Origin of the sequence: Microbacterium sp. UBA1612, assembly GCF_002321605.1 — a bacterium.
In the GTDB taxonomy this organism is placed as follows: Bacteria; Actinomycetota; Actinomycetes; order Actinomycetales; family Microbacteriaceae; genus Microbacterium; species Microbacterium luteum.
In genome coordinates this window covers 23,151-37,011 of sequence record NZ_DCMW01000011.1, presented here as the reverse complement: position 1 = coordinate 37,011, position 13,861 = coordinate 23,151, and the positions used below count along the sequence as shown (strand labels likewise).

Sequence of the window (13,861 nt, the reverse complement as noted above, 5' to 3'; positions counted from 1 at the left end):
CGCGTCTCGGTCACCGATGCTGTCTGCCGAAGCGCGTGGCCGAAGCGCGCGCGTCGGCTGCCGGGAATCGATCCGGCGACTGTGACCGGTCCCAGTATCACCCCGCACCCGCGGGATCCGTCAAGACCGACCGCGATCCGTTACCGGACTGTGACCGGTCCCAGAGTAGAGTCTGGAATCGTGGACACGGCACCGATCTCGATGCGCAAGCCGACGATCCGCGACGTCGCTGCGACGGCAGGGGTCTCTCGCGGCACGGTGTCGCGGGTGATCAACGGCGGCCACTGGGTCTCCCCCGAGGCGCGCGACGCGGTCGAGAGGGCCATCGCCGAGACGGGCTACACGGCGAACCACCACGCCCGGAGCTTGGCGACAGGGCGTGCCAACTCACTCGCGTTCCTCCTCACCGAGCCGCAGCACCTCCTCTTCTCCGACCCCACCTACGCCCTGCTGCTGCGCGGGGCGGCCGAAGCTCTCACCCAGAGATCGATGACCCTCGTCCTGCTCGTGGCCGGCACACCCCAGGAGCGCGCCAACATCGCCTCGTTCGTGAGCGCCGGCCACGTCGACGGCGTCCTCCTGATCTCCTCGCACGAGCAGGACCCGCTCGTCGGCTCCCTGCGCGCGGCCGGAGTACCGGTCGTGTGCTCGGGCGACCCGCTGGGGCTCGCCGGCAACCTTCCGGCCGTCGCCGTGGACGAGGAGGGATCGGCGCGCGAGATGACGCGCTACCTCCTCTCCCGAGGGTACCGCCGCATCGCGATGATCGCGGGTCCCGACGACACCCCCGGCGGGCGCTACCGCCTGCGCGGATTCCGGAGCGAGATGGACGACCTGTTCGATCCCGATCTCGTCGTCGCCGGCGACTACACACGAGAATCCGGCGCCGTGGCGATGTCGACGCTGCTCGGGCGCACGCGCGACATCGACGCCGTCTTCGCCGCATCCGACCTCATGGCCGCCGGTGCGGTGGCGACGCTGAAGAAGGAGGGATTGCGCGTGCCCGACGACATCGCGGTGGCGGGCTTCGACGACTCCGGACTCGCCGAGGAGCACGATCCACCCCTGACCACGATGCGCCAGCCATGGCGGGAGCTCAGCGAGCACATGGTGAGCCTGCTCCTGGAGGCGATCGCCGGCGGAGAGCCTCGGACCATGATCCTCCCCACGAAGCTCATCGTCCGCGAGAGCGCGTGACGGATCTCGTGGCGCGGCGAGAAGACCGGTGATAATGGAACGATGACCACCGCCGCCGACGAAGTCGATCGCATCGTCGGCGCGTGGGGCGTCCAGCGCCCCGACCTGGACTTCTCCCCCCTCGAGGTGCTGTCTCGCGTCGATCGGCTCTCCCGCCACCTGGACCGTGCTCGCCGCGAGGCATTCCGGCGCAGCGAGCTGGAACCGTGGGAGTGGGATGTGCTGTCGGCGCTGCGCCGCGCGGGCGAGCCCTTCCAGCTCAGCCCCAAGCAGCTGCTGCAGCAGACACTCGTCTCCAGCGGCACGATGACCAATCGCATCGACCGGCTGGTCGGTCGCCGGCTCGTGCATCGCGAGTCCGACCCGGCGGACGGGCGCAGCATCCTCGTCACCCTCACCGACGACGGGCGCACCCGGGTCGACGCCGCCATCACCCGGCTCGTCGACGCGGAGGCGCTCCTGCTCGATTCCCTCTCGCGCACCGACCGCGACCGCCTCGCCGGGTTGCTGCGCAAACTGAGCCTCGGGTTCGACGCGGCTCCGGTCAGCCCACCTGCTCCGTGAGGGCGAACCACTTCTGCTCGATGTCGTCGCGCTCGGCCTCCATCGCCGTGATCTTCGCCATCTCCTCGCCCAGCCCGACGTAGTCCGACTGATCGTGGTCGGCCAGCCCCGTGCGCGCGGCGTCGATCGATCCCTCGAGCCTCTCCAGCCGCCGCTCCAGCGCCGCCATCTCCTTCTGCGCGGCACGCAGCTGCGCACCGGACAGGCCGGGTTCCGGTGCAGCACCCGTCGACCCGGGCCCCGTCGACGACCCCTCGCGCTCCTCGAGCGCGCGCAGGCGCAGGTACTCGTCGACGCCCCCGGGCAGGTGGCGCAGGTGCCCGCCGAGGATCGCGTACTGCTGATCGGTGACGCGCTCGAGGAAGTACCGGTCGTGCGAGACGACCAGGAGCGTGCCCGGCCACGTGTCCAGCAGATCCTCCATGGCCGCGAGCATGTCGGTGTCGAGATCGTTCGTGGGCTCGTCCAGAATCAGCACGTTCGGCTGCTCGAGCAGGATCAGCAGCAGCTGCAGCCGGCGCTTCTGCCCTCCCGAGAGGTCCTTCACGGGCGTCGACAGCTGTGCGCTGGAGAAGCCCATGCGCTCCAGCAGCTGGCCGGGAGTGAGCTCCTGCGCCTTGGAGCCCGAGCCCAGCGTGTAGGTCGTCCGCAGTCGGCCGACGACCACCCGCACGGGCTCGTCGAGGTACTCCTCCAGCTCGTCGAGGCGCTGGGTGAGCGTGGCGACCTGAACGGTCTTGCCGCGCTTCATCCGGCCCGAGGTCGCCTCGACATCTCCGGAGACGAGGCCGAGCAGCGTCGACTTGCCGGCGCCGTTCACACCGAGGATCCCGGTGCGCTCGCCAGGGGCGATGCGCCACTCGACGGGATGCAGCACCGTTCGGTCGGCGCCCGTCACGACATCGGGATACGACACCGAGGCATCCAGCAGGTCGACGACATCCTTCCCCAGGCGCGAGACGGCCAGCGATTGCAGCGAGAGCGCGTCACGGATCTCGGGAACGTCTTCGATGAGCGCGTTGGCGGCGTCGATGCGGAACTTCGGCTTGGATGTGCGGGCGGGCGCGCCGCGTCGCAGCCAGGCGAGTTCCTTGCGCGCGAGATTGCGGCGGCGCTGCTCGATGGCGGCGGCCTGCCGGTCGCGCTCGACCCGCTGCAGGATGTAGGCGGCGTATCCGCCCTCGAAGGGTTCGACGACGCGATCGTGCACCTCCCAGGTCTTCGTGCACACCTCGTCGAGGAACCACCGGTCGTGCGTGACGACCAGCAGTGCGCCCGAGCCGACCCCCCAGCGTCGCTTGACGTGATCGGCGAGCCAGGAGATCGCCTCCACGTCCAGGTGGTTGGTGGGCTCATCCAGGAACAGCACGTCGTAGTCCTCGGAGAGCAGCTTCGCCAGGGCGACGCGACGTCGCTGGCCGCCGGAGAGGTCCCGCAGCGGCGCATCCCACGACAACCCGCCCAGCAGCCCGCCGATGACATCGCGAACGCGGGCATCTCCGGCCCACTCGTGCTCGGGCCGGGAGCCGACGACGACCTCGGCGATGGTGAGATCGTCGTCGAGGGTGTCCGCCTGATCCAGGACTCCCACGCGCACCCCGCCGCGCACGGTCACGCGTCCCCCGTCCGGCTCGAGGCGTCCGGCGAGCATCGCGAGCAGGCTCGACTTGCCGTCGCCGTTCCGCCCGACGATGCCGATCCGATCCCCCTCGTCGATCCCGAGCGAGACGGCGTCGAAGACCACGCGGGTCGGGAACTCCAGGTGCAGGGCCTCGGCCCCGAGCAGATGCGCCATAGGCGTTCCAGGCTACGCGCATCCGACCCCGCGACACCGTCGCGTCTTCAGAGATACCCCAGGGGGTATGTTACGATCGATATTGATGTTGATACCCCCTGGGGTATCGGAGAGGAGTCGTCATGCGAATCGTGATCGTCGGAGGCGTCGCAGCGGGGATGAGCGCCGCCGCCCGCGCCCGTCGCCTGGATGAGACGGCCGAGATCATCGTGCTCGAGAAGGGCTCCGAGGTGTCGTTCGCCAACTGCGGCCTTCCGTACCACGTCAGCGGAGAGATCTCCGAGGCAGCCGACCTGCTGCTGCACTCGCCGTCGTCGCTGCGCGCCGCACTCGACCTCGACGTGCGCCTGCATCACGAGGTGACGGATATCGACACCGCGGCACGGATCGTCGTCGTCGACACACCGGACGGCGTCATCGAGCTGTCCTACGACGCTCTCGTCCTCACACCCGGTGCCGCGGCGCTCCGCCCGCCCCTGCCGGGGCTCGACTCCGCCCGGGTGCGCACCCTCCGCACCGTCGCCGACGCCGTGGCGCTCCGCGACGAAGTCTCCTCGGGCGCTCGCCGCGCGGTCGTGCTCGGTGCCGGCTTCATCGGGATCGAAGCAGCCGAGGCGCTGCGCCACGCCGGACTGTCCGTCGACGTCGTCGAACTCGCGCCGCACGCCCTCCCCCCGCTCGAGCGCGAACTCGCCACGCTCGTGCACGAGGAGCTGCAGACCCTCGGCATCGCGATGCACGCCGGGGTCGCCGCCGAGGCGATCGAGGCCGGCACCGACGTCGACCGCGTTCGTCTCGGCGACGGCACGGTCATCGACGCCGACCTCGTGGTTCTCTCCGTCGGCGTGCGTGCCGACACCGCGTTCGCCGCAGGTGCCGGCATCGAGACGGCTCGCGGTGCGATCGTCGTCGACGACCGCGGCCGCACCTCCGCGCCCGGCATCTGGGCCGCCGGCGACGCGACGGTCAGCGTCGATGCGATCACGGGCACCGTCCGGCCGGTGGCTCTCGCCGGCCCCGCGAACCGTGCCGGACGCCTCATCGCGGACGACATCGTCGGGGGCGACGAAGCCGCTCGCCGCATCCCCCGCACCCTCGGCACCGCGATCGTGCGCGTCGGATCCCTCACCGTGGCGATGACCGGAGCGAACCGGCGAAGCCTCGACGAGGCGGGTTTCGCGTACGAGACGATCCACCTGCATCCCAACCAGCACGCCGGCTACTTCCCGGGCGCCGCGCCGATTCACCTCATCGCGCACATCGATCCGGTCGACGGCACGATCCTCGGCGCCCAGGCGGCCGGTGTCGAAGGTGTGGACAAGCGCATCGACGTGATCGCCACCGCGATCCGCGGCGGGCTCGTCGCCCCCGACCTCATCGATCTCGACCTCAGCTATTCCCCGCCCTACGGCTCGGCGAAGGACGCGGCGAACATGCTCGGCATGATCGCCGAGAACCTTCTCACCGGACGCCTCCGGCTGTGGCACGCGGCCGACGCGACGGACGACGCCGACGTGCTCGTCGTGGATGTGCGCACCCCCGGCGAATTCGTCACCGGGCACCTGCGCAACGCCGTGAACATCCCTCACACCGAGCTGCGCGATCGCATCGAAGAGGTGCGGGACGCCGCCGCGGGACGACCGGTGCGGGTGCTCTGCGCGGCGGGCGTGCGCTCGAACATCGCCCACCGCGTGCTGGTCTCGCACGGGTTCGACTCCTCGTCGCTCTCCGGTGGGACCCGCACGCTGCGTCAGTGGTTCGGCGCCGACGTCGATCGCGTCCTCGTCACCGAAGGAGTACTCGCATGATGATCACCGGCACCCCCGAGGAGCAGGCCGCGGCCCGCAAGAGGATCCTCAACCGGCTGCGGCGGGCCCAGGGTCAGCTGAACGCGGTCATCACCGCGGTCGAATCAGATGCGGGCTGCCGCGAGGTCGTCACGCAGCTCGCCGCGGTCACCAGCGCACTCGATCGCGCCGGATTCGCGATCGTCTCGACCGCGATGCGCGATTGCGTCGTCGACCCCGAAGGGGCGGAGGCGGCCGAAGGGCTGACCACCGACGAGCTCGAGAAGCTCTTCCTCACCCTCGCCTGAACGAAACGACCGAGAAAGGGGCACCACATGTGCCGACAGACCACCTGCAAGACCTGCGGAAAGGCGACCTGGGCCGGATGCGGACAGCACGTCGAGCAGGCGCTCGCCGGCGTCCCCCGCTCTCAGCGCTGCGCCGGCCACGACACGCCCGCGAAGAAGGGCTTCTGGAACGCGTTCCTGCGCTGACGCCCCACCGAACCACCCCTTTCGCGTCGAACCACCCCGCTGTTCGCGGCGACAACGGGTCGTCTCGACAAGATCGGGGTGGTTCGAGGGAGCACAAAAGGGCCTCACCGTCTACGGACGGTGAGGCCCTTTCTGGCGGGACGGATCAGGCGAGACCGTTCTCCGACAGGAACTGCGTCGCGATGTCCTCCGGCGACATCTGGTCCTCGGTGCTCTGCACGTTCAGGGCCACGAGGGCGTCGGCGGTGAGCGCCGCGCTGACCGCGTCGATCGTCTCGGCGATCTCGTCGGCGACATCCGCGCTCACGACGGGAACGACGTTCGAAGCCAGGAACAGCCCCTCGGGGTCTTCCAGCACGACGAGATCCTGGGTCTGGATGCGCGGATCCGCCGTGAACACGTTCGCCACGTCGACCTGGCCGGCCACGAGGCTCTCGACGGTGGTGTCGCCGGTCGGCGAGAACGTGACCTCCACGCCGTACGTCTCGGCGAGTCCGTCGGGGCCGTAGGGACGCTCAGCGAGCTCGGGCGGTCCGCCGAGCGTGAGGGCATCCGACACACCGGCGAGATCACCGATCGAGGTGAGTCCGTTCTCCTCGGCGAACTCCGCCGTGACGGTGTAGGAGTCCTGGTCGCTCGCCTCGGCCTGATCGAGGACCGCGAGGTTCTCCGGAAGGGCCTCCTCGAGCGCCGCGTACACGTCGTCCGCCGTGCGCGCCTCGGTCTCAGGGTCGAAGTACTGCAGCAGGTTGCCGCTGTACTCCGGGAAGACGGTGATGTTGCCCGACTCGATCTCGGGCATGTACGCGTCGCGCTGGCCGATGTTGAACTGGCGCTCGACGTCGAAGCCGGCCCCTTCCAGGGCCTGCGCGTAGATCTCGGCGATGATCTCGTTGGAGTAGTAGGCCTGCGAGCCGACGACGATCGTGTCGCCGCCTTCCGCAGTCCCGCCGTCGGCGGGGTCCTCCGCGAGGGGATCGCTCGATCCGCACGCGGCGAGCACGAGGGCGGCGCTCGTGGCGAGCGCCGCACCGAAGGCGAATCTCTTGCTTGCTGTGAACATGCTGCTGTCCTTTTCTCCGGATGGTAGGGGTTCGTTGGTCAGGAGGATGCCGGCGCCGCCGCGGCGTGCGAGCGCCGGCCGGTCGGACCCGAGCTCGACACGCGACCGGCGCGCACGCCTCGCGGCACGACGAGTCGCTCGAGAACGGCGAAGACCGCGTCGAGCAGAAGCGCCAGCGCCGCGACGAGGATCGCCCCGGCGAGCACCTGGTCGAAGCGATTGAGGTTGATGCCCTGGATGATGTACTGGCCGAGCCCGCCGAGGCCGACGTACGCGGCGATGGTGACCGTCGCGACGATCTGAAGGGTCGCGGCACGCAATCCGGACACCAGGAGCGGCAGGCCGAGCGGAACCTCGATCCGCCAGAGGATCTGCCACTCGGTCATGCCCATGGCCCGCCCGGCGTCGATGATGCGCCGGTCGACGGCCTCGAACCCGGTGTACGCGCCGGCGAGGATCGACGGAATCCCCAGCAGCACGAAGGTCACCACGGCGGCGAGGCCCGTCTGCAGCACCCCGAGGAGCAGCACGAGAAGCACGAGGAGACCGAAGGACGGGATCGCGCGCGCCGCGCCCGACACGGCGACAGCCAGTTCGCGCCCGCGGCCGGTATGGCCGATCGCCCACCCGACCGGGACGGCGACGACGGCGGCGATGAGCACCGAGAGGAACGTGAACCCGAGGTGCTGCGCGAGTGCCACCGGTATGCCGGTGGGTCCGCTCCACCGCTCGGGGTTCGCCAGCCACACGAAGGCGTTGATGATGAGGTTCACGCGGGAGCCTCCGCCCCGGCGAGCACGCGCCGCGCCCGACGACGCTCACGACGCGAGGGTTGCCGTGACCACGGCATGAGGGCGCGACCGGTGAGCACCAGGAGGTAGTCGATGAGAAGCGCGATGACGACCACGGCGACGACCCCCGCGAGCACCTCGGGGATGATCCGCCGCTGGAGTCCGTTCGTGAAGAGGTACCCGAGGTTGGTGACACCGATCAGGATTCCGACGGTCGCAAGCGAGATCGTGCTGACCGCCGTCACCCGCAGGCCGGCCAGGATCACGGGACCGGCCAGGGGGAACTCGACGGCCCAGAATCTGCGCGCGCCGCCGAACCCCACGGCCGTCGAGGCCTGCCGCACCCCGGAGTCGACCGACTGCAGACCGTCGGACACCGATCGCACCATGATCGCGAGCGCGTAGATGGTGAGCGCCACGATCAGGTTGATCTCGCTGATCGCGCTGTACCCGAAGATCGTGGGCAGGATCATCAGCAGCGCGAGCGAGGGGATCGTGTAGAGCAGCCCGACCACGGTGATGATGCCGCTGCGCAGCAGCCGGAATCGGAACGCCACCCACCCCAGCGGCACCGACAGCACGAATCCGATGACGATCGCGAGGATGCTCTGCCGCAGGTGGATCAGTGTCAGCTCGCCGATGAGGTCGAGGTTGTCGAGGACCCAGTCCACGTCACCCGCCTTCCTCGACGAGCGCCCCCTGCGCGCGCCCCTCGCCGTCGACGACGACGGTGCCGCGGTCGGTCTTCTTCAGATGGAGCGCACGCTTGCCCCTGTCTGCCCCGATGAAGCTCTCCACGAACGCGCTCGCGGGGTTCTCGGTGATCTCGTTCGGCGTGCCGATCTGCGCGACCTCGGCGCCCTTCTCGAGGATCACCACCTGGTCGCCCAGCAGGAACGCCTCGTCGATGTCGTGCGTGACGAACACGATCGTCTTCCCGATCTCGCGCTGAAGCCGCAGGAGCTCCTCCTGCAGCTCCGCCCGCACGATCGGGTCGACCGCGCCGAAGGGCTCGTCCATCAGGAGGATGTTGGGCTCGGCCGCCAGGCCGCGCGCCACACCCACGCGCTGCTGCTGCCCGCCCGACAGCTGACTCGGGTAGCGGTCGGCCATCGAGCGGTCCAGGCCGACGGTATCCATGAGGTCGAGCGCCCGGGCACGAGCGTCACGTCGCGGGGTTCCCCGCAGCACGGGAACCGTGGTGATGTTGTCGAGCACGGTGAAATGGGGCATCAGGCCCGAGTTCTGCATCACGTAGCCGATGCTCCGGCGCAGGGACACCGGGTCTCGATCGGCGATGTCGTCGCCGTCGATCGAGATCGAGCCCGAAGAGGGCTCGACCATCCTGTTGATCATGCGCAGAAGCGTGGTCTTGCCGGAACCCGACGAACCGACCAGGACCGTGGTCTTGTGCGGAGGAACGTGGAGACGGAACTCCCCCACCGCACGCGTGCCGTCGGGAAAGACCTTGGTCACGTCGCGGAAGTCGATGCCGCCGGGGGCATCCGCCGAGGCTGCGGGAGTCGTGTCGGCCATCGTCGCTCTCTGTCGTCGTGCGGTCGCCCGGGGAACCGTCGGCCGCGGGTGGCGGCCTCCGCGGGTCAGGAGATCTCGATGCCCCGGTCGAAGGCGATGTAGCCGGCGAAGTCGACACCGACGCGGTCCACCGCGCCCGGGCGGAGATCCGGGTACGCCCACGCGCCGTCGTCCAGCGTCTGGCCCGCGGCGGTCACGTTGTAGTACTGCGCGGCGCCTTTCCACGGGCAGGTGTACGCGGTGGGGCTCTCGGCAAGCACACCGTCTGAGACGCTGACGGGCGGCCAGTACCAGTTGCCTTCGATGCGGACGAGGTCGCTCTCGTCGGCCTCGGCGATCACCGAGCCGTGCAGTCGTGCCTTCATGATTCCTCCCGAGGACGTGCTCACCACCGTAGCGGCTGGCAACGACACGAAGGCGGACGGCCGGGAACATTGCGCGGTCCGGCCCCATGCGCTAGGGAGCCGCTCAGACGATGCGGGCCCCGTGCACCGGACCGTGCACATGAAGCGCGCGGTGACCGGCGGCCGAGAGCGTCACCTGCAGGTCGAGCGCGGCCTCGGGCCCGTCCGCGAGGAAGGCGACGGTCGGGCCGGAGCCCGACACCATCCCCGTGAGCGCTCCCGCGCTCTCGCCGTCCTCCAGCAGGTCGCGAAGGTCTGGGCGCAGGCTCAGAGCCGCGACCTGCAGGTCGTTCCGAGCGTGCTCGGCGAGCGCGACCGGATCCCCCGCGCGAAGCGCGTGGAGCACGCCCGGCTCAACGGCGGGCGACCCGGGCGCGGGGCGGATGTCGGGGCGTCGCCGCATCTCGTCGAGACGACCGTAGACATCCGGGGTCGACAATCCCCCGTCGACGGTGACGAGCACCCAGTCGAAGCGACCCTTTGCGAGGGCAGGACTGAGCTGATCGCCCCGACCCGTTCCGACGGCCGTGCCGCCCATGAGGGCGAACGGCACGTCTGCGCCGAGACGTGCCGCCATGCGGTGCAGTTCGGCCGAGCCGAGATCACCGCCCCACAGCGCGTCGCACGCGACGAGCGCGGCAGCGGCGTCGGCCGAGCCGCCACCCATCCCCCCGGCGACCGGCACGTGCTTGACGATGTCGAGATGCACGCCACCCTCGTGATCGAGCCGGCGCGCGATGAGGCGGGCCGCGCGCAGGGCGAGGTTCCGGTCGTCGGCGGGCACCCCCGAGACGTCGACCGAGCCGCTGACGCTGAGGGTGAAGCCGTCGGCGGGCTGGGCGTACACGTCCTCCCAGAGCGACACGGCCTGATAGGCGGAAGCGACGTCGTGATAGCCGTCATCCTGGGCCGCACCCACCTCGAAGAAGAGGTTCAGCTTGCCCGGCGCGCGCACGTGCACGCGATCGGAGACGGCCATGATGCTCACAGCTTCGCGGAGTCCGCCCAGAGATCCACGTCGATCCCGCCGGCGAGGGTGTCGATCTGCTCGATCTCCTCCATTGTGAAGGCGGGACCGTCGAGGGCGGCGAGGTTCTCATCGAGCTGCGAGGTGCGCGAAGCGCCGATGAGGGCCGACGCGACCACGCGATCGCGCAGCACCCACTGCAGGGCCATCTGCGCGAGCGACTGACCACGCTCGGTCGCGATCACGTTGAGACCTCGCAGCGTCGCGATCCCGTCCTCCGACAGCGCCCCGCCCGGCAGCGACGATCGCTGCTGCGCGCGATCCGCGGTGCCGTCGCCGAGGTACTTGTCGGTGAGGAGCCCCTGCGCGAGCGGGGTGAAGGCGATCGCACCCATGCCCTCCTGGGTCAGCGCCCTGGTGAGGCCGTCTTCGACCCATCGGTTGAGCATGGAGTAGGACGGCTGGTGGATCACCAGCGGGGTCCCGAGCGAGCGCGCGACCGCCGCGGCCTCGACGGTGCGCTCGGCGCTGTACGACGAGATGCCCACGTAGAGCGCCTTGCCCTGGCGGACGAGGGTGTCCAGCGCCGCGATCGTCTCGGCCACCGGCGTCACGGGGTCGGCTCGGTGGGAGTAGAAGATGTCGACGTAGTCCAGTCCCATGCGCCGCAGCGACTGCTCGGCACTGGCGAGGATGTACTTTCGCGAACCGTAGTCGCCATAGGGACCGGGCCACATGTCCCATCCGGCCTTCGACGAGATGATGAGTTCGTCGCGGTACGGGCGGAGGTCTTCGGCGAAGATGCGCCCGAAGTTCTTCTCCGCGGAGCCGTAGGGAGGCCCGTAGTTGTTCGCCAGATCGAAGTGCGTGATACCGCGATCGAAGGCGTGACGCAGCAGCTCCCGCTGGTTGTCGAGGGGGATGTTGTCCCCGAAGTTCCACCAGAGTCCGAGTGAGATGGCCGGCAGGTACAGACCCGATGCCCCGACCTGGCGGTACCCGCGTCTGTCGTAGCGCTCCGGCGCCGCCGCGTACGGACGGTGGAGGTCGGGGATGTCGGGGCGGAAGCGGGAATCGTCGCTCATGATCCGAGGCTAGCGCGCGCCGTCGGACGGCGACGCGCGCGGCGCTCGGATGGTTCACAGCGTCTGACGGAAGCCGCCGCGCATCCCGCATGAACACGGGGGAAACAGTGCTGTAATAGTTTCCTCGTAGGGTTGCGCCGCCGGCGGCGAGAGCGCCCCTGCATCAGTGTGAAGGAACCACCATGACCGTCGTGTCCTCTCTGCCGCTCGATCGGCACCCCTGGTCATCGCTGCTCCAGCGTGACGATGTCGTCGTCGACCGCGGGCTGCTCCACCTCGTGCACGATCGCCTCACACCCGACCAGGCGCATGCCGAGGACCTGATCTTCGTGAGCGATGTGCTGGAGGATGCCGGCGTCGGCGTCCGGCTGATCCGGCACGACCGTCACACCCTCGCCCTCGTGGTCGACCTCGCCGAGCGCGCCGCGGCGCACGCGGCCCTGGCGGGCGCCTGCGCGCACGAGCCTCTGCACGTCAAGCTCAAGCAGAGCGCCGCGGTGCTCGCGGTGGATGCGGCCCCTCTCCCAGACGCGCCGACGGCCGTGCGCGTCTATCGTCCGCGGATCGCTCGCACGGGCGGGCTGCGGTACGGTGCCGCCACCGGCGTCCGCGTGCAGTTCTGGCGCTTCGCGAGCGATGTCGTGGACGCACCGTCGGACAACACCTTCTCGCGCCGCCGCACCGCGGCGACGGACCTCGTGGCGACGACGGTCGAGCGCCATGGCCGGTCGTGGCGGACGTGGGAGGGGATGTTCGATCCGCAGCCGGATGAGGTCACCGACGAGATCGACATCGTCTTCTCCTGGGTGGACGGCTCCTCGACCGACTTCCAGCGCCAGCGTGCGGCACGCATGGCGGGATACGTCGTCGGCGCCGGCGACGACGGCCCGGCGCGGTACCGGCACGTCGACGAGCTTCGCTACGCCCTGCGGAGCGTGCACATGTATGCACCCTGGGTACGTCGCATCTTCATCGCCACCGACTCCCCCGCGCCGTCGTGGCTGCTCGACCACCCGAAGGTGACGATCGTGCGCAGCGAGGACTTCTTCGCCGACCCGGCGACGCTTCCCACGCACAATTCGCACGCCGTCGAGGCGCAGCTGCACCGCATCCCCGGGCTCGCCGAGCACTTCCTCTATTCCAACGACGACATGTTCTTCGGACGGCGCGTGCACCCGGAGATGTTCTTCACGCCGGCAGGGGTGACGAAGTTCGTCGAGTGCGGCGTGCGGATCGGCTCAGGCGCCCCGGAGCCGCACCGCAGTGGGCACGACAACGGACTGCGCGTGAACCGGGCCCTCCTGAAGGAGCGCTTCGGCCGCACCATCACACGCGACCTCGAGCACTGCGCGACCCCGCTGCGTCGCAGCGTCATGGCCGAGCTCGAGCAGGAGTTCCCCGAAGATTTCGCCCGCACGGCCGGCTCGCGCTTCCGCGCAGCGACGGACATCTCGGTGACCAACAGCCTGTACCACTACTACGCGCTGATGACCGGCCGTGCCGTGCCGACCAGCCGTCCGCGCACGCGCTACGTGCAGACGACGATGCGCAGCGGCCTGCGTCGGATGGAGCGGCTGGCCGGCCGTGAGGCGGTCGACATGTTCTGCCTCAACGACGGCGGCGAGGTCGAGGTGCCCGAGGAGGTGCGGGCCCACACGGTCCGGACCACGCTCGAGAGGATGTTCCCGGTGCCCGCCCCGTGGGAGCGCGTCGAGCTCAGCGCCGACTCAGGGCGACGCGGTCCGACGGCGACGCCGCACGCGACGGCGAGCTGAACGGCCGCACGTCGGCCGCGACGAGTCGGCGCTGCGACTCCGCCGGATCGATGTACTCGAGCACCCGGGGCACGTCGACGGGGACGACCGAGTGCACGACGGTGTCATCGTAGAGGTGCACCAGGTTGTACGACTGTGCGCCGTCCTGCGGTCGGGTGCCGCCGACGGGAACCGTGAGGTCCTGTGCGTAACAGGTCGACGAGGCGACGGAGACCGGGATGCCGGCGAAGGTCGCGAAGGTCGAGTAGTGCAGGTGGCCGGCGATGACGGCCCGCACGTCGGTGCCGCGCAGCACCTTCGCCAACCGGCGCTGTTCGCGCAGCTCCACACTGGCGGCGAGATCGAGCACCGCGGGAACCGGCGGGTGGTGCATCGCGAGGACGGTGCCGAGAGGCGCGGGCTC

At 70.0% G+C, this 13,861-nt stretch carries 14 protein-coding genes and 1 pseudogene; 6 read left to right on the top strand and 9 right to left on the bottom strand.

Going from position 1 to position 13,861, the window contains the following annotated elements:
* Positions 1-201 precede the first annotated feature (201 nt).
* Together B3S45_RS04990 and B3S45_RS04985 are read left to right on the top strand one after the other, a co-directional pair.
* Positions 202-1,197, top strand: a complete 996-nt coding sequence (locus tag B3S45_RS04990; RefSeq protein WP_071043344.1) for a LacI family DNA-binding transcriptional regulator — start codon at positions 202-204, stop codon at positions 1,195-1,197.
* Between the two features lie 42 nt (positions 1,198-1,239).
* Positions 1,240-1,761 (top strand): MarR family winged helix-turn-helix transcriptional regulator, encoded by a 522-nt coding sequence (locus B3S45_RS04985; RefSeq protein WP_071042833.1) that lies wholly within the window; start codon positions 1,240-1,242, stop codon positions 1,759-1,761.
* Here the strand turns inward: B3S45_RS04985 and B3S45_RS04980 are convergent.
* Positions 1,742-3,556, bottom strand: a complete 1,815-nt coding sequence (locus tag B3S45_RS04980; RefSeq protein WP_286717723.1) for an ABC-F family ATP-binding cassette domain-containing protein — start codon at positions 3,554-3,556, stop codon at positions 1,742-1,744. The genes B3S45_RS04985 and B3S45_RS04980 overlap by 20 nt on opposite strands.
* A 122-nt stretch (positions 3,557-3,678) precedes the next feature.
* Here B3S45_RS04980 and B3S45_RS04975 point away from each other — a divergent pair, with 122 nt between their 5' ends.
* The 3 genes from B3S45_RS04975 to B3S45_RS04965 are packed head-to-tail and all read left to right on the top strand — an operon-like array spanning position 3,679 to position 5,837.
* The gene (locus B3S45_RS04975; RefSeq protein WP_071042831.1) at positions 3,679-5,364 is read left to right on the top strand and encodes an FAD-dependent oxidoreductase; all 1,686 of its coding nucleotides are present in this window, start codon (positions 3,679-3,681) and stop codon (positions 5,362-5,364) included.
* On the top strand, positions 5,361-5,651 hold the full coding sequence (locus tag B3S45_RS04970) for a metal-sensitive transcriptional regulator (RefSeq protein ID WP_075807062.1): 291 nt from the start codon (positions 5,361-5,363) through the stop codon (positions 5,649-5,651). The genes B3S45_RS04975 and B3S45_RS04970 overlap by 4 nt, the downstream gene beginning before the upstream one ends.
* Before the next feature lie 27 nt (positions 5,652-5,678).
* Positions 5,679-5,837, top strand: a complete 159-nt coding sequence (locus B3S45_RS04965) for a hypothetical protein (protein ID WP_176759351.1) — start codon at positions 5,679-5,681, stop codon at positions 5,835-5,837.
* 145 nt (positions 5,838-5,982) lie between these two features.
* Here B3S45_RS04965 and B3S45_RS04960 read toward each other — a convergent pair whose 3' ends face one another.
* From B3S45_RS04960 to B3S45_RS04930, 7 genes are all read right to left on the bottom strand, one after another.
* A complete protein-coding gene (locus B3S45_RS04960) occupies positions 5,983-6,900 on the bottom strand; it encodes a glycine betaine ABC transporter substrate-binding protein (protein ID WP_071042830.1) in 918 nt (305 codons plus the stop codon).
* A gap of 38 nt (positions 6,901-6,938) precedes the next feature.
* A complete protein-coding gene (locus tag B3S45_RS04955; RefSeq protein ID WP_071042829.1) occupies positions 6,939-7,673 on the bottom strand; it encodes an ABC transporter permease in 735 nt (244 codons plus the stop codon).
* Entirely contained in the window at positions 7,670-8,362 is a 693-nt protein-coding gene (locus tag B3S45_RS04950) for an ABC transporter permease (protein ID WP_071042828.1), read from the bottom strand. The genes B3S45_RS04955 and B3S45_RS04950 overlap by 4 nt, the downstream gene beginning before the upstream one ends.
* Position 8,363: 1 nt before the next feature.
* Complete coding sequence (locus B3S45_RS04945) at positions 8,364-9,227, bottom strand: ABC transporter ATP-binding protein (protein ID WP_071042827.1); 864 nt, start codon at positions 9,225-9,227, stop codon at positions 8,364-8,366.
* A 65-nt stretch (positions 9,228-9,292) separates the two neighbouring features.
* Positions 9,293-9,592: a DUF427 domain-containing protein gene (locus B3S45_RS04940; RefSeq protein WP_071042826.1), complete on the bottom strand. Its 300-nt coding sequence runs from the start codon at positions 9,590-9,592 to the stop codon at positions 9,293-9,295.
* Between the two features lie 103 nt (positions 9,593-9,695).
* Complete coding sequence (locus tag B3S45_RS04935; protein WP_071043342.1) at positions 9,696-10,610, bottom strand: 4-(cytidine 5'-diphospho)-2-C-methyl-D-erythritol kinase; 915 nt, start codon at positions 10,608-10,610, stop codon at positions 9,696-9,698.
* A gap of 5 nt (positions 10,611-10,615) precedes the next feature.
* Complete coding sequence (locus B3S45_RS04930) at positions 10,616-11,683, bottom strand: aldo/keto reductase (RefSeq protein ID WP_286717718.1); 1,068 nt, start codon at positions 11,681-11,683, stop codon at positions 10,616-10,618.
* Positions 11,684-11,865: 182 nt separating this feature from the next.
* Between B3S45_RS04930 and B3S45_RS04925 the strand changes: the two genes are divergently transcribed.
* Positions 11,866-13,458, top strand: coding sequence for a stealth family protein (locus B3S45_RS04925; RefSeq protein WP_286717716.1), 1,593 nt, complete (start codon positions 11,866-11,868; stop codon positions 13,456-13,458).
* On the opposite strand, the pseudogene B3S45_RS04920 reads toward B3S45_RS04925, so the two are convergent.
* A pseudogene (locus B3S45_RS04920) lies at positions 13,400-13,861 on the bottom strand (phosphodiesterase); the annotation flags it as partial. The gene B3S45_RS04925 and the pseudogene B3S45_RS04920 sit on opposite strands and share 59 nt — an antisense overlap.